This window comes from Maribacter corallii, assembly GCF_047345415.1.
In the GTDB taxonomy this organism is placed as follows: Bacteria; Bacteroidota; Bacteroidia; order Flavobacteriales; family Flavobacteriaceae; genus Maribacter_C.
The window spans coordinates 672,389-692,553 of sequence record NZ_JBLFEP010000004.1 but is presented as its reverse complement, the minus strand read 5'-3'; the positions used below and the strand labels follow the sequence as shown (position 1 = coordinate 692,553).

Annotated in this window: 15 protein-coding genes; 14 read left to right on the top strand and 1 reads right to left on the bottom strand. The window is 41.4% G+C overall.

All coding sequences use genetic code 11. From position 1 onward, the window contains the following. Nucleotides 1-44: 44 nt before the first annotated feature. Complete coding sequence (locus ACKWCA_RS17285; RefSeq protein WP_413979464.1) at nucleotides 45-1,454, top strand: MBL fold metallo-hydrolase; 1,410 nt, start codon at nucleotides 45-47, stop codon at nucleotides 1,452-1,454. Nucleotides 1,455-1,598: 144 nt separating this feature from the next. Beyond that, on the top strand, nucleotides 1,599-1,811 hold the full coding sequence (locus tag ACKWCA_RS17280; protein ID WP_413979463.1) for a YgaP family membrane protein: 213 nt from the start codon (nucleotides 1,599-1,601) through the stop codon (nucleotides 1,809-1,811). Nucleotides 1,812-2,393: 582 nt separating this feature from the next. Here ACKWCA_RS17280 and ACKWCA_RS17275 read toward each other — a convergent pair. Continuing rightward, nucleotides 2,394-3,776 (bottom strand): exonuclease domain-containing protein, encoded by a 1,383-nt coding sequence (locus ACKWCA_RS17275; RefSeq protein WP_413979462.1) that lies wholly within the window; start codon nucleotides 3,774-3,776, stop codon nucleotides 2,394-2,396. A gap of 121 nt (nucleotides 3,777-3,897) precedes the next feature. Here ACKWCA_RS17275 and ACKWCA_RS17270 point away from each other — a divergent pair, with 121 nt between their 5' ends. The 12 genes from ACKWCA_RS17270 to wecB all read left to right on the top strand — a co-directional run bounded on the left by ACKWCA_RS17270 (nucleotide 3,898) and on the right by wecB (nucleotide 19,988). Next, entirely contained in the window at nucleotides 3,898-5,490 is a 1,593-nt protein-coding gene (locus ACKWCA_RS17270) for a sulfatase family protein (protein WP_413979461.1), read from the top strand. A gap of 15 nt (nucleotides 5,491-5,505) precedes the next feature. Continuing rightward, nucleotides 5,506-7,047, top strand: coding sequence for a sulfatase (locus tag ACKWCA_RS17265; RefSeq protein WP_413979460.1), 1,542 nt, complete (start codon nucleotides 5,506-5,508; stop codon nucleotides 7,045-7,047). Nucleotides 7,048-7,514: 467 nt separating this feature from the next. After that, nucleotides 7,515-8,864, top strand: a complete 1,350-nt coding sequence (locus ACKWCA_RS17260; protein WP_413979459.1) for an MraY family glycosyltransferase — start codon at nucleotides 7,515-7,517, stop codon at nucleotides 8,862-8,864. 181 nt (nucleotides 8,865-9,045) lie between these two features. Next, entirely contained in the window at nucleotides 9,046-10,536 is a 1,491-nt protein-coding gene (locus tag ACKWCA_RS17255) for an O-antigen translocase (protein WP_413979458.1), read from the top strand. Nucleotides 10,537-10,571: 35 nt separating this feature from the next. Continuing rightward, the gene (locus ACKWCA_RS17250) at nucleotides 10,572-11,810 is read left to right on the top strand and encodes an O-antigen ligase family protein (RefSeq protein WP_413979457.1); all 1,239 of its coding nucleotides are present in this window, start codon (nucleotides 10,572-10,574) and stop codon (nucleotides 11,808-11,810) included. A 96-nt stretch (nucleotides 11,811-11,906) separates the two neighbouring features. Further along, a complete protein-coding gene (locus ACKWCA_RS17245) occupies nucleotides 11,907-12,992 on the top strand; it encodes a glycosyltransferase family 4 protein (protein WP_413979456.1) in 1,086 nt (361 codons plus the stop codon). Between the two features lie 13 nt (nucleotides 12,993-13,005). Continuing rightward, complete coding sequence (locus tag ACKWCA_RS17240) at nucleotides 13,006-14,178, top strand: hypothetical protein (RefSeq protein ID WP_413979455.1); 1,173 nt, start codon at nucleotides 13,006-13,008, stop codon at nucleotides 14,176-14,178. A 250-nt stretch (nucleotides 14,179-14,428) separates the two neighbouring features. Beyond that, nucleotides 14,429-16,276, top strand: a complete 1,848-nt coding sequence (gene asnB / locus ACKWCA_RS17235; protein ID WP_413979454.1) for an asparagine synthase (glutamine-hydrolyzing) — start codon at nucleotides 14,429-14,431, stop codon at nucleotides 16,274-16,276. Next, nucleotides 16,276-16,977 (top strand): WecB/TagA/CpsF family glycosyltransferase, encoded by a 702-nt coding sequence (locus tag ACKWCA_RS17230; protein ID WP_413979453.1) that lies wholly within the window; start codon nucleotides 16,276-16,278, stop codon nucleotides 16,975-16,977. Before asnB ends, ACKWCA_RS17230 begins: the two co-directional genes overlap by 1 nt. Further along, complete coding sequence (locus ACKWCA_RS17225) at nucleotides 16,974-17,951, top strand: GNAT family N-acetyltransferase (RefSeq protein ID WP_413979452.1); 978 nt, start codon at nucleotides 16,974-16,976, stop codon at nucleotides 17,949-17,951. The genes ACKWCA_RS17230 and ACKWCA_RS17225 overlap by 4 nt, the downstream gene beginning before the upstream one ends. A 24-nt stretch (nucleotides 17,952-17,975) precedes the next feature. Then, nucleotides 17,976-18,827, top strand: a complete 852-nt coding sequence (locus ACKWCA_RS17220) for a polysaccharide deacetylase family protein (protein WP_413979451.1) — start codon at nucleotides 17,976-17,978, stop codon at nucleotides 18,825-18,827. A gap of 63 nt (nucleotides 18,828-18,890) precedes the next feature. Then, on the top strand, nucleotides 18,891-19,988 hold the full coding sequence (gene wecB / locus ACKWCA_RS17215) for a non-hydrolyzing UDP-N-acetylglucosamine 2-epimerase (protein ID WP_413979450.1): 1,098 nt from the start codon (nucleotides 18,891-18,893) through the stop codon (nucleotides 19,986-19,988). Nucleotides 19,989-20,165: the final 177 nt, after the last annotated feature.

The window sequence follows — 20,165 nt, the reverse complement described above, 5'->3', positions numbered from 1 at the left end:
AGTTTTAATTTGACCTATTTTTGAATAATATAAGTAGCGTAAAGATGAATATAGAACAGATTTATACAGGATGTTTGGCCCAAGGGGCATATTACATAGAAAGTAAAGGAGAGGTGGCGATTATCGACCCCCTTCGTGAGGTACAACCTTATATAGACAGGGCAAAGAATGATAATGCCCATATCAAATACATTTTTGAAACGCATTTTCATGCTGATTTTGTAAGTGGCCACGTCACCTTATCAAAACAGACCGATGCTCCGATCGTATATGGGCCAAATGCGAACCCTTCGTTTGAAGCTATCATTGCCTCCGATGGACAGGAATTTCAGGTGGGCGAGTTGACCTTGAAAGTATTGCACACCCCAGGGCATACTATGGAGAGCACGACATATCTGTTACGAGATGCCTCTGGAAAAGACCATGCGATTTTCTCTGGAGACACCCTTTTTCTCGGAGATGTAGGCCGGCCTGATTTAGCACAGAAAGCCGCCGATTTGACGATGGAAGATCTCGCTGGTATTTTATATGACAGTCTGCGCAAGAAGATAATGCCTTTAAGTGACGACGTAATCGTATACCCGGCCCACGGTGCAGGTTCGGCATGTGGAAAGAACATGATGAAGGAAACCGTTGACACTTTGGGCAATCAGAAAAAGATGAACTATGCGCTCCGCGCTGATATGACCAAAGACGAATTTATTAAAGAAGTGACCGACGGATTGTTACCGCCGCCTAAGTACTTTCCCCTGAACGTGAAAATGAATAAAGAGGGTTATGATGATATCGAAGAAGTCATAGGTCGGGGTACTAGGGCCTTAGCTCCTGAAGAATTTGAGATTGCGGCGAATGAAACCGGAGCTTTGGTTCTTGACGTGCGGCATCAAAACGAGTTCATTCAAGGACATATTCCAAGGTCCATTTTCATTGGGTTGAATGGTGATTTTGCCCCTTGGGTAGGTACGCTGGTCGCTGATACCAAACAACCTATTTTATTGGTGGTGCCCGAAGGTCTTGAAGAAGAGACCATTACACGACTTTCACGAGTCGGTTTTGACGGTTCGATCGGATATTTGGCAGGTGGTTTTGAAGCTTGGAAAAAGGCGGATAAAGAATATGATACGATAACCTCGTTACCTGCAGAACGCGTTAAAGAAGATATTAACACGAAAAAGGTTCCGGTTTTTGATGTGCGCAAAGTTGGTGAATATCAATCCGAACACATCATTGATGCGCATCATACACCCTTAAGTATGTTAAACGACCATTTGGCGGAATTTCCGAAAGAAGCACCTTTTTATATACACTGTGCAGGTGGATATCGTTCGGTAATCGCCGCTTCTATTTTAAAAAGTCGAGGCTTCCATAACCTGATCGATCTTGCTGGGGGTTATGCCGCTTTGAAAAAGGCAGGGGCCGAAGTGACCGATTACGTTTGTCCTTCGACCCTATAGTATTTGAGGGCGACTTTAGATCGGTAAAAAATGGCAATAAAGCTGAAGAAGTATGTGAAACTGATTCTCGTGTGCCTCATTTGTCTGGGAATTGTTTCTAGTATCGTATTAGGAATTGAATTGATAAACCAATAAATAGAACTCATGAAGAAAAATATGGGAAAAACCGATAAGGCCGTACGTATCGTGGTGGCCTTGATAGCAGCGCTATTAGTATATTTTCAAATAGTTACGGGCACTTTGGCCTATGTTTTGATTGCCGTCGCAGCAATTTTTGTGTTGACCAGTTTGGTCAGTTTCTGTCCACTTTACCGTTTGTTCGGACTACAGACCTGTGCTACGGGTCAAAAATCATAGCTACAACCAAAGATGAATTGGCCTATTTGATTTATTCTCCCTAACAGCTTTTGGCCTGGCGCCTGGCATTTTTAGGGAAGTTGGCCAATATGGGTGCTATTTCATTATTCAACTACTTGTTTTTTAGGTGACTAATTGGCTTTTTTTGGTCAAAAAGTCGTTTGCGTGCCGTATTTTTATGAATATGTTAGAATAGTAGAAGATTTTCTAACTTTTTGACAAAATGTTAAATATTTCTTAATTATTTTTAAGAATAGTATCAAATTTTAACTATCTTTAATAAGAATCACTTTACTGGAATGATTAAAAATTTTATTGAACGTGTAGGAGCGATGAATTGTGTAATGCTTCTAGTAGTTTTTTCGATAATTGTTTTTTCTGAATACCTATATCTGAGTGGTAGACAATTAGACGCCATTTTTGTAGCATTTTGGGCTCCGACCATTTTGGGTTTCATGAATTACCTTAAATACAAAAAGTAATGGATTTCATTCTAGGCTATTCCATCTTTGTCGGCATTGTTTTTATGATGTGGTTACTTTTTGTAATCCGGATGTATAAAAAGCTAAACGACTGAGGCCGTTACAGAGTGGTCTCGGTAAAAGCCATCTTTGATTTCTCTGGATTCTTTATCAGATATGATTGGACGATACGTTGGGTTTCCAAAGTGTTTTTTTGTCGAACCAAGAAAGCGTCAAAGTCCTCAAAGGAAGAAACGGAATGTTCTTTCTCTATAAAACCGTATCCCGCGTATTTACCGTTTTCAATATAGACAAATGCCTGCTCTGAATTGTATCTTCCTTTCTCTTGAAAGACAAAGCTTTCATCAGCCGTCTCCATATGTGCAATTGCCGCTGTCACTTTACGGTTGTAGGTTTCGGTAGACTCGTTCCCACGGCAAACTCCGCCACAAGTAGTGATACTGTAATGTGAACAATGGGCTACACCTTCTTGCAAATGACAGTACTTCGGGCATAGCGAAAAAGTGTTGCATAGCCCTTCTAAATACGATCGACAATCCGAGGGCCTATAAAGCGTAAGTATAGGGCGTGGTACGAGCTTCAGCTTATTATAGGCAAGATGAACTATACCATTGCGATCTTGATATGAGAATATGGCATAAGGCTGTATCGTTCTTTTTTGGGCCCTATTATACTCCGGATAGTGCTTCTTGATAGCGTCCGATTCCATAAGAAGTGCCAGAAGGTCGCTACCCGATAGCTCAAAATCGATATCCGCTGTTTCGTGGCACATGGTGATTTCTTTGCTTGACTTGTCATAAAAATGGCTCAAGACCCTTTTCTTGATGTTAATGGCTTTGCCAACATAGATAATCTTCCCACTTGTATTCTTGAAATAATATACTCCAGGTTTGTTTGGCAATTTTTCGTAGACTTCCTTATGGAGGGCCGGGGGTAAGGTGGCCTCCTGTGATCTAGCGTTTAAAAACTTCTTGAATACTTCAGCAGCTCCATCAACGCGAAGCAATCGTTGAAAAAGTAAGGTAGTGGCGTGGGCATCCCCTCGAGCGCGATGTCGATCCGTGAGCGGTATCTGCAAGGAAGAACATAATTTGCCTAGACTGTAGGAGTGGTATCCGGGAATTAATTTTCTAGATAATCGAACGGTACACAGCTTTTTACGGATGAATTCTTTGTTCAAAGCTTTGAATTCCTCCTTAATGACATTGTAGTCAAAATTGACAGAATGCGCTACAAAAATACAATCGTTGGTAAAATTCAAGATGGTATCCGAAATTTCAGCTATAGTAGGGGCATTACGTACCATATCATTATCGATGCCGGTGAGGCCGGTAATAAAATATGGAATCTCACATTCCGGATTGACCAATGAGGTGTATTCATCCACTATCTGATAACCGTCATATTTGAAAATGGCGATTTCAGTAATTCTGTTACCCTTAATACCGTTACCGGTGGTCTCTATATCAACAATACAATACAAATGGTGGTTTTCAAGTGATGCTAAAGTTACATAAAAAGTGGTTTTTACAGTGTCTGTTAGATTGTGGATTTATTTTCGCATGATGTAAAAGATTCAGTATTTTTAGGGAAAACCGATATAAATGTTGTCCAAGCTGACCTTATGGAGATTAACTGTCTTCCTTTCCTTTTTTCTTTATGTGGCGTGCGGCGAAAAACCGTCGGTGGAAGAGCCTAGTGAAAAGCGACCGAATATCATTTACATACTAGCTGATGACTTGGGCTACGGAGATATTGGGGCGTTTAATCCCGATGGAAAAATCAAAACTCCATTTATTGATCAAATGGCCAAGGACGGACTACTATTTACGGATGCCCACAGTCCTTCCGCCGTATGCACTCCCACGCGATACGGAATACTCACTGGTCGTTATAGTTGGCGAAGCCCATTAAAACAAGGCGTGCTAACCGGAAAGTCAAAGGCGCTGATTCCAGAAACAAGAACCACCGTTGCTTCACTGATGAAAAATGCAGGATACCAAACGGCCTTTATTGGAAAATGGCACTTGGGTTGGGATTGGGCCCAAAAAGACAGTACATTAAATGCGGGCGAAGGTTGGAATCCGTCGGACTTTGACAATCTGGATTTTACCAAAGCGGTGACGAACACCCCCAACGATTTAGGATTTGATTATGCCTATGGCCACTCAGGTTCTTTGGATATGGCCCCTTATGCCTATGTTGAAAATGGAACGATTACTGCCAATGTTGACCATGTTACTGAAGATAAAGGTAAATATACTTGGTGGCGCAAAGGTCCCACAGCGGCGGATTTTAAGCATGATGAGGTTACACCTAACTTTTTTAATAAAGCAACGGAGTACATCAAGGAAAATGGAAAAGGAGAAAAGCCGTTTTTTATGTATTTGGCTTTACCGTCGCCTCATACCCCAATATTGCCGACCGAAGAATGGTTGGGAAAGAGCGGATTGAATCCCTACTCCGATTTTGTAATGATGATCGACGCGTATGTGGGAAGACTTGTTCAAGAAATTGACAATCAGGGACTAACCGATAATACTCTTATAATTTTTACCAGTGACAATGGTTGTTCACCCCAAGCCGATTTTGACGTTTTAGGTGAGAAAGGACATCATCCTAGCGGCATTTTTAGAGGACACAAAGCTGACATTTATGAGGGAGGTCATAGAGTACCGTTTATTATGAAATGGCCCGCTCGAATTCAGAAAAACTCCATATCGAAGACATTAGTTTGCCAAACCGACCTTATGGCCACTTTAGCAGACCTTGTAGCAGTCAAACTCCGCGCAAACGAAGGAGAGGATAGCTTTTCAATGCTGCCTATCATGCAAAATACCGATGAAAAATTTGGTAGAGCGGCCGTTGTACATCATTCCATAAATGGAAGTTTTGCCATTAGGAAAGACAACTATAAATTGATTTTTTGCCCGGGTTCCGGGGGGTGGAGTGCCCCTAAGCCCGATAGTGATGAGCTGTCAGGTCTTCCCAAATTCCAATTATACGATTTGGAGAAAGACCCAGCGGAAGAAGAGAATCTATATGCCACGCAACCAGAAACGGTAGATGAATTGGCAGCGCTGATGGTTACTTATATTGAAAAGGGAAGAAGTACGCAAGGCCCAAAACAATCAAACGCCTCTCTTAGCTTGAATGGCGGGAAGTGGCACCAGATAGATGCCATTATGGCTCATTAAAAGTAGGTTTAGCTTATGAGAAGGTACGCGTTATTGTTGATTTTCATGATGTTGGTAATGAATTCGTGTCAACCCGATGAATTGCCGAAACGTCCTCCTAATATTGTCTTGTTTCTAGTAGATGACATGGGTTGGCAAGATACCTCTGTTCCTTTTTGGACTTCTGGCACGCCTTTTAACGACCGCTATCACACACCGAATATGGAACGTTTGGCAAAAGAAGGAATGAAATTCACACAGGCCTACGCCACCCCGGTATGCTCGCCAACAAGAATCAGCTTGATGACCGGTATGAACGCCGCAAGACATCGGGTCACGAATTGGACGCTTGAGAAGGATTCGATGAAGCAAATGGAAAAAGACCACCCTATCCTTGAATTTCCTATGTGGAATGTTAATGGCATGAGTCCTTTCGGCGGTGACACGCTCGCCGTTCATGCGATGCCCTTGCCCCAGGCCCTTCATGATGCCGGGTATTTCACCATCCATTCGGGAAAAGCACATCTCGGGGCAATTGGAACGCCAGGCGAAAATCCACTGAATTTGGGTTTTGATATCAATATTGCTGGTCATGCGGCCGGTGCTCCAGAAAGTTTTTTGGGAACGCAAAACTTTGGAAATGGAAAGGAAGGAAAAGAAATTTGGGCCGTTCCCGGTTTGGAAGAATACCATGGAAAGGATATTTTTTTAACGGAAGCCATTACACAAGAAGCTTTGAAAGCCGTTGATTCGGCCGTAACAGCTCAGCAACCATTTTTTCTTTACATGTCGCATTATGCCGTTCATACGCCTATCATGGAAGATCAACGCTTCGTTGAAAAATACCTCGAAAAAGGATTAGATTCGATCGAGTCGCGGTACGCTAGTATGGTTGAAGGAATGGATAAGAGCCTAGGTGATATTATGGATTACCTAGAACGGAATAACAGCGAAGAAAACACGGTCATTCTGTTCATGTCTGATAACGGAGGCCTTAGTGCGCATGCGAGGGGAGGTGAGCCTCATACACATAATGCGCCTCTTTCCAGTGGAAAGGGGTCTATGCATGAGGGTGGGATCCGAGAACCGATGCTGGTCAAATGGCCCAATGAAGTAGAAGCTGAAACGGTTTCTGACTATCAACTCATCATTGAAGATTTTTATCCTTCCATTCTAGAGATTGCCGGAATCGACAGTTTGCAGACCCTACAGAAGATAGATGGTGAAAGTTTTGTGTCGATATTAAAAGGGGAAAAGGAATACAACGGAATTCGTCCGCTATTTTGGCATTACCCCAACGAATGGGGCCCATCTGGACCAGGAATCGGTGCGGCCAGTGCTGTACGCAAAGGGAATTTTAAACTAATATACTACCATGCGGATAGGAGTATGGAGCTTTTCAACATTCAAGAAGACATCGGTGAAACCGAAAATCTAATAGAAAGCAACCCTGAAATGGCAAGGGAAATGGCCGCTATTTTAAGTGATTATTTGATGGATGTCAAAGCGCAAATGCCTAAGGACAAGAGTACCGGGAAAAAAATACCCTATCCCATCGAAGTACTTGGTGGGTTTTGAAAAGAGTTAGCCTGATTTTACTTTAGAAATTACTTGAAAAATTCATATTCACAGCATGTTCTCTAGCGCTATTTCACTTATTCCAGAGCGTGAATAGAACGTTGAAAATGTATCCGGACTTCCTTAACGGCCTAGAAGAAATACCAATAGTCAAGTTGAACCGCATTCTGTCGTTCGTCGATTACCCCTTTTAAATAGGGCAATGTGCAAGTCGTCGATTAAGATTGCCGAATAACGAGATATATTTTTCGATTCCCCAAAGCCCCATAGTTTTACCAATACAAACCATTAACGAACAATAATCTTTCGCCAGAAACTTTTTGGTATAGATACAGGAGCGTCCTGTTGGCCATCACCTTAATCGTGTACCACTCGTTTTGACAAGAAAGATTAGGTCTCGATACTATTTCAGGCTGAAGTCGGCATGTGAAGATAGCGCTTAAGACCAATACCAAAATAACCAAGTAATGACCATTTTAAGGGAGTTGATCGCTGACATACATTTGCTGGGGCTTTTTGCCTTAGTGGCCGCCTTTATCATATCCACCAGATTTTATTTGTATCCCAATATCATTAGCATTTCAAAGATCAAAGGGTTAATGGATGCACCGGGAGAGCGTAAAATGCATAGTACCCAGACACCAACTTTGGGTGGCTTGGGGGTTTTTATCGCTTTTTCTTTGACCATCATCATCTTTGGAGCGATGGCAAACCTTGTTCAGGCCGACCTGATTAAATTGCTGTCACTCTTCGGTTCTTTGATTATTTTGGTCTTTTTAGGAATCAAAGACGACCTCATTTCGGTTTCGCCCAAGGGTAAGTTTTTAGGGCAGTTAGTTGCTGTCATGAATGTGGTAGTTCTGACCGACATCCGAATAGAGAACTTCGAGGGATTGCTGGGCCTCGGTGAGTTGCCCTATCTTGTTTCGGTGGTGTATTCCGTATTTGTTTTTGTTTTGGTTATCAATGCGCTTAATCTGATCGACGGCATTGACGGTTTGGCCGCATCTATCGCCATTCTTTCAAGTACATCCTTCGGTGTATTATTTCTTATAAACGAGAATTATTTGATGAGCTTGGTGTCTGCCATCTTGGTTGGGGCGCTGATAGGCTTCCTACGATATAACCTGTCTAGCAATAAGAAAATCTTCATGGGTGATTGCGGTTCAATGCTCACCGGTTTCTTATTGGCCTATCAAGGCATCGGTTTCTTGACCGTCAATGAAATTGCCCAACCACTTAATAAAGTACCCAATGCCCCGGTTTTACTCCTAGCCATACTTTCATACCCATTATTCGATCTTTTAAGGGTTTTCGCCATTCGAATAAAACAGAAAAGAAGTCCGTTCAGTGCTGATTCAAACCATATCCACCATCGGTTACTCCGCTTAGGTTTAGATCATAAGAAAGCTACCTTGGTGCTGTGTCTATGTAATGCTGCTGTGATAATTTTTGCCATACTATCAATCAGTTTGAATATCCATCTTGCCTTATTGGCTACCGTTGTGATGGGGGCGACACTCTATCTTTTACCGTTTTTAAAGGTTTTTGAACTGGCTGGCGTAGAGAAATTGGCCGAAAAAGTGGAAGTAGTGGTTGAAGACTCAGTCACAAAGGATACGTTCGAGTTCAACATGAAACCATTGAACTATTTACAAGAAGGAATAAAAGTGGACAAAAAAGGAGCCGCTGAAAAGGAAAATGTTACTTCAACGACTGGCGATACGATTCAAGACCAAAGAAGGGAAGAGATCCGCAAGAAAAGGATCTCGAATAAAAGATCGGCAGCATTCAGAAAGCTTGCACAAAAAAGGTAGTCTGATACTAGGGCACTTCCACAAGAAATCAAATAACATAAGTGAATGTCATAGCACTCAGGCAAACAGGCCACTTATCCAATTCGGCTATACTTTTTTAATGAAATTGATTTCGGTCCCACAACACATTTGGCTTTAGCCAACAATATAAACAGGTAGTTTAAGTTTTAATTCATTAGTTGTGTCCATCGAAGAGCAAAATCAAAAAAGCAGTAGCTACCGTCAGATAATGAAGGCTACTTCGATATTCGGCGGGGTTCAGGTCTTCAATATCATCATCTCTATCTTAAGATCAAAGATCATGGCCTTACTATTAGGCCCTGCTGGCATAGGTGTTTTGGGTCTGTTCAATTCTACTATCTTATTGATAAGCTCCTTGACCAATTTTGGATTAGGGATAAGTGGGGTTAAGGATATCGCAACCGCCAAAGAGAGCAAAAATCAGCAACGCATCGCGAAAGTAAGTACTGTGGTGAGGCGATTAGTCTGGATTACCGGAGTCTTTGGGGCCGTTGTTACTTTGGCTCTTTCATCTTGGCTTAGTGAGATCGCTTTCGGCAATTCAGACTATACACTGGCTTTTATCTGGTTGTCATCGACCGTGCTTTTGAAGCAGCTTGCGAGCGGTCAGTTTGTTATTTTGCAAGGCCTTCGCAGACTTAAAGACTTAGCCAAGGCCAATATGATAGGTTCGGCCTTGGGTCTGGTGGTTTCGGTTCCATTGTATTATTACTTGAGACTTGATGGTATAGTACCCGGTCTCATCGTTACCGCAGTCTTTACCTATGCGGTTTCCCTGTATTTTGGCAAAAAAGTCAGAACCGAAAAGGTGAAGGTGACCCCTAGGGAAGTAAAAATTGAAGGTAAAGGAATGATGATGATGGGTTTGATGTTGAGTTTAAGTGGTATTATGGTGCTTGGGGAATCCTATGCGATTCGAATATTTATCAATTCAATTGGCGGGGTCGAACAAGTAGGACTATACAATGCAGGTATTGCCCTGATATCAACCTATGTAGGACTTCTTTTTACGGCAATGGAAACCGATTATTATCCACGACTTTCCGCTGTGGCCGAGAATAATAAGAAATCCAATGAGTTGGTCAATCAACAGACCGAGATTGCTCTTTTGATTTTAGCGCCGGTATTGGTGGCTTTTTTGATTTTTATCGATTGGGTAATCATCATACTCTATTCAAGTGAATTCGTAGCAGTGAATGTAATGATTTATTGGGCATTTTTAGGAATGTTCTTTAAGGTGCCCGCGTGGGTCGTCGGGTTTATTTTTATTGCCAAAGGGAAGAGTAAACTTTTCTTTTGGAGTGAACTCGTATCTAATCTTTATCTATTAGGATTGAACTTATTGGGCTACTATTATTGGGGTTTGACCGGCTTGGGGTTCTCCTTCTTAATTGCTTATATGGTGTATTTGATACAGGTGTACTGGATTGCCAGCGTCAAGTACGACTTTAGATTTCATCGTGAGTTTGTAAAGATATTTGCGCTACAATTCGCGCTTGCCTTGGTCTGTTTTGCCCTAATTAAATTTATCACGATACCCTGGATGTACATTATTGGGGTTCTGATCATACTTATTTCGGTTTGGTATTCGTTTAAAGAGCTAGATAAACGCTTGGGGTTGAAAGAAATATTGAAAAACCTCAAAAAGTAAAAACGCAGTACCCGAATCGGGTAGACAATTATAAGATGAAAGAGATTAAACTGGTCTTCATATATAGTATTCTTTTCCTCTTGATCTACTTAGGTCCGGTTCAAATAGGGCCGATTACATTTTCGCAGGTTTGGAAAATACCGTTGTTCGTTTTCTTAGTCTGGCAAGTCATCATTATCAGAAACAGAAAAAAACCTGGATTCATCAAATGGTCATACGCTAGGGCCGTAAAGAATCTGGTTACAGGGGGCTTTTCAGTGAGTTATTTTGCAGGGATAATCGATTTTATTCGATATATGATGTTTCCGCTAATGTATGAGTTTGCCTCCCTAAAGATCCGAAGTTTGAAAGCTCTTGATAAGATGCTTCTAGGGTTTGCGCAGTTCATTATAATTTCCGGTATTCCCTTTACTTTGAATCTCCTAAAAAGTAAGGCCCATGATACGGTACTTTATCAAGATTTCGATAGTTACGCCGGAATGTTCCAGAATTCGCACGGTGCGGCCATCACGACGACGACCGCCGTTTTGATTTTGTTGGCCTATCTCAAAATGAAAGTAGAAGTGATACGCTTTCCGAAGTTAAATTACGCCCTGTTACTGTTCGGAATTTATCTGATCTATCTCACTTTCATTAGAACCGGGTATGCCATGTTCTGTATTGGAGCCCTGTTTCTTTTCATGCCGAAGAAATTTTCGGTAAAACAAATAATCACGGCGAGTTTGGCCTTGTCGGTCTTGGTTTTTGGTTTTTTCTATTTGTTGGAAACCAACGAAGCCTTTTATAATCGGATTTTTGACATTCGCAACGGTAAACAGACCGCCGCTGGTTCTGGAAGGTTTCTATTTTGGAAAGCCGCATTCGACCTATGGTTCAATGGAAACATTTTTGAACTGTTCTTTGGTTTCGGTTTTGACGGTCTTGTCGATCATATTTATAAAGCGGTCGGATTACGAGTATATGCCCATAATGAGTTTTTTACACAATTGGGTCAGAACGGACTTCTCGGTGTCATATTCTTTATTGGGTATCTGGTGTCCTTATTTAAGTTTATCTGGGAACGACGCAAGCGCCCATCGTACAGACTGGGAATGGCCATCTTCTTTTTGTATGTTTCCTTGATGATGACCCAGGGGGGGATGTGGTTCGAACTTGATGTTTTCATGGTCCTGGTATTTGTGAAACTCGAATTTGAAAACAAAATGTATAAAAAAGCTAGAGAGCAATGGTACTATGCGCATTCGGAGGTGCAAACCACTGAAAACAAAAGTTGAAATTACAGTAAGATCAATTGCTCGCAAATTAGAACACCCATTAAACCATATTGATATAAAAAAGATAGAATTTAGAGTACACGATTATCTGCTATAATGACACGAAAAATCATCACTACCGTACCTAAGTTATCAACCGCAGGAGGTGTAAGCGCCTTTTGGAACGCGTTGCTTCCAAAGCTTACCCAATATGAGGATATTACAATCAACACGCTAGAGGTAGGAGGGCATGGAAAGAACATTCTAGGGCCGGTGTCGGACCAAATGAAATTCAAAAAAACTATTGATTCGACAACTGATTTGGTGGTTTTAAACCCTTCCCTTGGTGCGAGAAGTTTTTTTCGAGACGGTCTTTTTGCCCGACGATTGGCCAAAAAGAACGTGGATTTCGTTGTTTTCTTCCACGGGTGGGATTTGGCATTTGAAGAAAAAGTGTCCAAAAAATACGTGAAGTTCTTTCAAAACTCATTTGGCAAGGCCAAACGAATATTTGTACTGTCGCAGGAGTTCAAAAGTAGTGTGGAAGAGTGGGGTTTCGAAGGGGAGGTCTTTGTAGAAACGACGACCGTAGATAGCACGCTGCTCAATGATTTCTCTATTGAAGAAAAGCTGACGGCCTCAACGGAAACGGCCCATATTAATGTCTTATTTTTATCGCGATTGCTTCGGGAAAAGGGAATATATGAGGTTATAGACGCCTTTAAAAATCTACAAACTCGCTTTTCAAACCTCAGATTGATCATTGCCGGAGATGGAGTAGAGTTCAAGACTGTAAGCCATTATATAAGATCACTATCGGGCATTGAAATGAAAGGTCATGTTGAAGGAGAGTGTAAAGTGGACCTATTTAAAGAATGTCATATTTATTGTATGCCCAGTTATAGTGAAGGCCTACCGACTTCCGTTCTGGAGGCTATGGCATTTGCCTTGCCAGTCGTAACAACCCCTGTTGGGGGATTGAAGTATTTTTTTGAAGATAAAAAGATGGGGTATTTTGTTGACTTGGAGAAACGGGAAGATCTAGAGCAAAAACTTGAAAAATTGATCGTCGATGGCAAACTAAGAGCTCAAATCGGAAAGTACAATCATGATGTTGCCGCTGAAAGACTTGTCAGTACAGTCGTTGCAAAAAGACTGCACAATCACTTCTTGCACTGCATGAGCGCCCCCTTAAATTCATAGTGGTCCAGAACATATGGAAGATAAAAGTATATACCGATTAATAGAAACCTTCTGTTTGAGCGATAGTCTTGAGTGTTATGATCCCTATGACGTGTGGATGACCGATTTTGGTATTCGTGTAAAGCAACTATATAATACTAATGCCCTACTTGGCCTTATACCTGCGGCAGTAGTGACCATTTGGGATCAATTTTTTAACAATACCCTTAGAATAGGGTATAAGAAACAAGAATACCCTACAGCTCGGGCTACGGCTGCATTGGCATTACTCAACTTATATGAAAAGAACCAAAAGGAAGAGTACTTGGTCTTTGCCCGAAAACATATCAATTGGTTGCTTGATCATAGTTGTAAGGGATACTCAGGCCTGTGTTGGGGATTAGGGTTTAAATGGGCTGCCGGTGATGGATTGGACTATGATGAAAACACGCCTTTCAGTACCCATACCCCCTACGTATTGGAAGCTCTTCACAAGTATGTTGAAGTTACGGGCGATGTAACATATATATCTCAGATCAAGAGCGTTTTCGAATTTTATGAAAATGATATACAAACGATGTACGAAGATGACGAATCACTAGCTACCTCCTACGGACCTGAAAAGGACCGACTGGTGACCAACGCGGTTTCCTATACGCTCTATGCCTATACTATTTTTTTACACTATTTTCCTGAAAAGGAGGCTGAGCTAAGCCATAAAATCCGGAAGCTTTTTACGTTCATTCGAAATAAGCAACGTTCAGACGGCTCTTGGTTGTATGAACCCGAAAACCCGGATTCCTTCATTGATTGCTTTCACTCATGCTTCATTTTAAAGAACCTATACAAGGCCAATCGTGCAGTTGCATTGTCGGGTTGTTCAGATCTTGTGAACCTGGGTTATCAGTATATAAAGGCGAATTTCTACACCTCAAATCACCAACTTTTCAAGCGATTTACTTTGAGTAATAAACCTTCGATTATCAAATTCGACCTTTACGACAATGCCGAGATGCTCCATTTGGCGATACTTCTTGACGATGCGACAATGGTATCCAACCTACATTCAACTATCGGTAGAAAATTCGTCGTAAAAAATGGGGTATACTCTGCTATCGATATCCTCAATTCAAGAGGAAATAAAAACACATTACGCTGGGCGGTCATGCCGTACCTCCATGCGCTCTCGGCAATGAACACGTATTGAATTTATGTTGTTAACTGCTGTTAGTATGCATTCTATCGATGAACTACATAGGTCATTCCGCCTTGTTATTTGTCGCAGAAAAGTGAAGTGTGTCTAGAAAATGGATTCTCACTTATATCGTGCTGTACCTAACCGATAGATACTGTGTTTGGTCGTTATTATTCGGTTTGGATTACCGCAAATATCTACTTTTGACTACTGTTCTGGTCAGTGTATCAACTGAAAGAACCTAAATGAACAATCAATTTGTATGTGTGGTATACTCGGATCGATTAATCGGCACTTTGACGAGAAGGCGCTTGACCTAATGAAGCATCGTGGCCCTGATGATTTCGGTATAGACGCATTTGAGCTCAATGGGCATCACATATATTTGGGACAAAGAAGACTTTCAATTATCGATTTGTCCGAAGCAGGGCATCAACCAATGGTTTCAGACTGTAAAAAGTTTGCGATCGTATTCAATGGTGAGATTTATAACCATTTGGAATTACGAAAAAAACTTCCTGAAAAGATGGCTTTCAGAGGACATTCCGATACCGAAACCATTCTTGAATATTTAATTCACTTTGGTACTAAAGGTATAAAGGATCTCAACGGGATTTTCGGCTTAGCCTTTCTGAATATAGAACAAAAGCGGTTGACCTTGGCGAGAGACCCGTTTGGTGTCAAACCTTTGTACTATGCCACTGCTGGACGAGAGTTGATTTTCGCCTCGGAGATTCGGCCCATAAAATCAATACTGAAACCGACGCAATTGAATGAGGATGCTTTGGCAAGTTTACTAAGGCTGCGTTACAATGCTTCCCCGAATACCCTATTTGAGGGTATACATAAACTCGCTCCCGGTCATATTTATGTGGTAGACCTACAGGGAGATTCCCTAGAATCAAAAACCGAATATTTTGCTGGGCAACTACCAACTGTAATGGAAGGCCCAAAGGATACCATTGTTCAGACCTACGGAGTAGAACTTGAGAAGGCCGTACAACGACAACTTCTATCGGATGTAGAAGTAGGTATATTGCTTAGTGGAGGTATTGATTCCGCTGTAATCGCCGCATTGGCAAAAAAGCACTACAAAGGTAAATTGAAAGCGTTTACCATTGGTTTTGAGGGAGATTTTGAAGAAGATGAAATAGCGGATGCAGAAGAGACCGCCCAACTTTTGGGATTAGACCATTACATAAAAAAAATATCGTTTACAGATTTCTTGGATCTCATAAAAGAGTGCTCTCGAATAGTTGAAGAACCTCTGGCCACCACCTCAATGATTCCGATGTATTATTTGGCACAGTTGGCATCAGAAAAAGTGAAGGTAGTATTGACCGGTCAAGGAGCTGATGAACCCTTGGGGGGCTATACTAGGTATCGATCGGAAGTCATTCGAAAAAAAATTCCCGCAGCATTACGGGTAGCCGCCAAACCGATTGCCCAGCTCATGGGAAGTAAGAATGAGCAACTATTAAGAGGGGCGAACGCTATTGGTATATCGGATGAAATGGAGCGATTTCTATCTATTTATGAAATATTCTCCGTAGAAGAAGTAGGCAAGCTTATTTCAACGAGGGATACCTTGAGTGTTCAAGAGGTTGCTAATTTTTACAAATTATTAGGTTGTAATTCTCGAGGACACGCTGCGGAAAAAATGATGGCAATCGATACCCGGATGAACCTGTCAGACGATCTTTTAAATTATACCGATAAAATAACGATGAATTTCTCCTTGGAATGCCGGGTTCCCATGTTGGATCTTGAGTTGGTGCGTTTCATGGAAGCCCTTCCCTTAGATTTGAAATTAAATAGTAAGGGGGGAAAGATCATACATAAAGCTTATGCCCAAACCCTCTTGCCAGAGCGCATCATCAACCGTCGTAAAAAGGGATTTCAATCACCCACGAATCGATGGTTTAGAGAGGAAATGGATGTGGTGGAACAAATATTGTTGACCGGAGATTCTGAATTTTCAAAAGTATTTGATCAAGGATATATTTCCGAAATTTTAGCACAGCACAGGGCCGGGTATAACAAAGAGAAACAGATTTTTCTCTTGCTCAGTATCTACTACTGGTTTGAATCAAACAAAATCGAAGCATAATGGTTTCAGAATTGTTCAATGGCGTCAAAACCTATGTGCCGAAAACCCGTCAAGAGTTGATGGAATATGTTTTTCAACACAAGAGTATTTTGATAGCCGTAAATGGGGAAAAAATTTACCACGCTACTGATGTAACCCGCAGTATCATCAACAGAAATGTGGGCTATCCCGATGGGATGGGGGCAGTCTGGGCCCTTCAAAAAAGAGGACATGCAGAGGTCGACCGTATTCCGGGTTGCGAGTTGTGGCTCGACATTATTGAACAATACCAAACTAAAAAGTCGTTCTATTTGGTTGGCGGTACCGATGAGGTTATCGAAAAAACGATTGCTAATCTAAAATCGGACTATTCCGGAATCAATATTTTGGGCTATCGAAATGGTTATTTGAACAATGAGGCTGAACGTACTGCGCTATTGGCCGATATTACGGAAAAGAAACCAGATGTGGTTTTTGTTGCTATGGGGTCGCCCCAACAAGAACTGCTTATGGAGGAAATGTACCAGAAACACCCTGCCGTTTATCAAGGCTTGGGAGGAAGTTTCGACGTGTATACCGGACTTGTCCAAAGAGCGCCGCAATGGTGGATAGATCATAAACTAGAAGGTGTATACCGCACCATGATGGAACCCCGAAAACGTATTATGCGCGACATTCGACTTATTCCATATTTTGTAAAACTGATATTCAATAAGTTATGATGCAACTTTCTACTTGTGAAGACTTTGATGCATGGAATAAATTTTTGGAAGGGGAAAGGAATGATCAAATGATCACGCTAGCCCATAATCCTTCCCTTGGTGCTATTCTTTCGAAAACCTTTGGTTACCAAAGTGAGAATAAATTTATTCGCAAAGGTCAAGGCATTATCGGAGTGGTACCTATGGTACATTTTCGCGGAAAGATAATATCAATGCCACATTTTTCATATGGTGGCCCGATTATCGCATCTGACGAAAAGGTGAAAGTCGACTTAAATACACTTTTCGAAGGCAAAGATTTCGAAGTAAGGGGTTTTGAGAAACTATCTGATCATGTCTACGATAAAAAAGTCAGTTGTGTGCTCAACGTACATGAATCGGATGAGGTACAGATGATGGCAATGAAGTCCAAGCTTCGTCAAAAGATCAGAAAGGCAAGGAAATTAGGATATGTTTGTAAACTGGGTGGAATAGAACTTTTGGATGAGTTTTACGACCTCTATACCCGAAAAATGTTGAGATTTGGATCACCTCCATTGGGCAAGGTGTTCTTTAAGAACCTATTGACCGATTACCGATTTGGAGACGTTCAAGTTGCGGTATTATATGACGGCGAAAAAGTTATTGCCTCGGGTATGGCGTTGTCATATCTCGGTTTTAATGAGGTTTGTTGGTCTTCGACCGACAATGAATATGATCGGTTTAATATACACGCTCTGATATGTTGGGAAATGTTACGGTCTTCAGTGGAGAAAAAGCATACCTACTTCTCCTTTGGTAGATCGACTATCGACAGCAATAATCATAGATTTAAAAAGCAATGGAACCCTTTGGAGTTACCTGTTTTCTATAATTACTCCGAGCCTGTTGGCAAATCGATAAAGGAGTTGACTTTTTTGACTAAAATATGGAAACAACAACCCTTGAAGACTTCGGTTTTTTTCGGTCACAAAATTTCCAAATACGTATATTAAAACCACTTTTGGAGTATTTCGAGTATGAACATATTGACATTTGACATAGAAGAGTGGTTTCATATTCTTGACAACGCGTCGACGAAGACCGAGAGAGAATGGTCGAATTTTGAACCTAGGATCCATCGAAATATGGAGACCATTTATGGTATTCTAGAGGAGACCAAAGTAGATGCGACTTTTTTCGTAGTAGGGTGGATGGCAGAGCGTTTTCCGGAGGTCATTCGTGAAATTGCAGATCGTGGCTATGAGATAGGCAGTCATACCCATTTACATCAGTTGGTATATGAACAAGATAGACCCACTTTTTATAAGGATGTAGAAAAATCAATCAAGACCATTGAAGATTGTACAGGTAAAAAAGTAACCTCTTTCAGAGCTCCGGGCTTTTCTATTATGGAAAGGAATAAATGGGCATTTGAAGTATTATACGAATTAGGAATCAGGGTCGACTCTTCGGTTTTTCCGACAAGCCGGGCCCATGGAGGGCTTCCAGCTTATGAAACTGCCACTCCCTCTCTCTTGGAGTATAATGGAGCCGTTTTGAAAGAATTCCCAATAAATACAAGGTCTGTACTGGGTAAGTCCGTGATTTTTTCGGGTGGAGGTTATTTTAGATTACTTCCGTACACGTTCATTAAAAATTCCACGAAGAAATCGGACTATGTTATGACCTATTTTCATCCCAGGGATTTTGATTATGAACAGCCAGTGATCGAGGGACTTTCCACATCGAGAAGATTCAAATCGTATGTCGGTTTGAAAGCTTGCGAATCGAAACTTAGGAAGTGGATAAACGACTTCGATTTCATTGACTTAAATCAAGCTATTGCCCAAGTCGATTGGGAAACTACCATGAGGGTAGATTTAAACTAAATCATAAAATCCAAAAAGAAGTTGTATCATTGATACAATGCAATAAAATAGAATTTCCAACCAATGAAAAAAATTACTTTAATAGCCGGGGCGCGCCCTAACTTCATGAAGATAGCTCCGATCATTCATGCCATTGAAGAGGCGAAACAAGAAGGAAAAGATATTTCGTATCGATTGGTACATACCGGCCAACATTACGATAAGAAAATGTCAGGTAGCTTTTTCGAGCAATTGGAAATTCCAGAGCCGGATGTCAATTTAGAAGCTGGAGGTGGGTCTCAGGCCGAGCAGACAGCGGCTATCATGACGAGCTTCGAAAAAGAGTTACAGAATAATCCCGCAGACCTTGTGCTTGTTGTGGGCGATGTGACTTCAACCATGTCATGTGCCATAGTTGCACAAAAGCTTCATACCAAAGTGGCCCACGTAGAAGGAGGTATTCGCTCGAATGACTGGACTATGCCCGAAGAAATCAATCGACTCGTAACCGATTCCATTACCAATTACTTCTTTACGACTTCTGAGATAGCAAACGAAAATTTGAGACGCAGTGGGGTACCTGAGAAAAGCATATTCTATGTAGGTAATACCATGATCGATACCTTGCTCAAACAAAGACCACGTTTTCGAGCACCGTCGGCATGGAAAGATTTGAACTTGAAAGAGAAAAATTATATTGTCATGACATTGCATCGGCCGGCCAACGTGGATGAAGAGAGTCAGTTAAAGGCGCTCTTAGATGAGATCGTTTTGCATTCAGGGGATCTACCTTTGGTTTTTCCTGTCCATCCCCGTACCGCCAAAGTCTTGAAAGCACTAAATATCGAACACCCGCGTTTACATATGATAGAACCTTTGGGATATTTAGAGTTCAATTACCTTGTAGCAAATTCAAAGGCGGTAATAACCGATTCAGGAGGAATTACCGAAGAGACCACTGTTATGGGAATTCCGTGTATGACACTTCGCGACAATACGGAACGACCGGAGACCATTACCGAGGGTACCAATGAACTCTTGGGTACTGATCCAAAATCGATAAAACCTGCAATGGCAAAACTGTTCTCTGGAAATTGGAAAACGGGAGGAATACCACATCTTTGGGATGGTAAAACAGCTACACGCATTATCGATAAAATATTAACATTCAACGATTTATAAGCTTTAAGGGGGTATTAATACATAACTTTGACGGTCCTATACAGTTCAATTCGAATTTCAAGAGATCGGATATGATGTATTCGGATATACTAGGAGACTGAGCACCACGTTATAAAGTGAATCATCTAGTGAAACAAGAGGATCGCCGTGAAATAGTAGGTGGTTCGCCGTATTCAA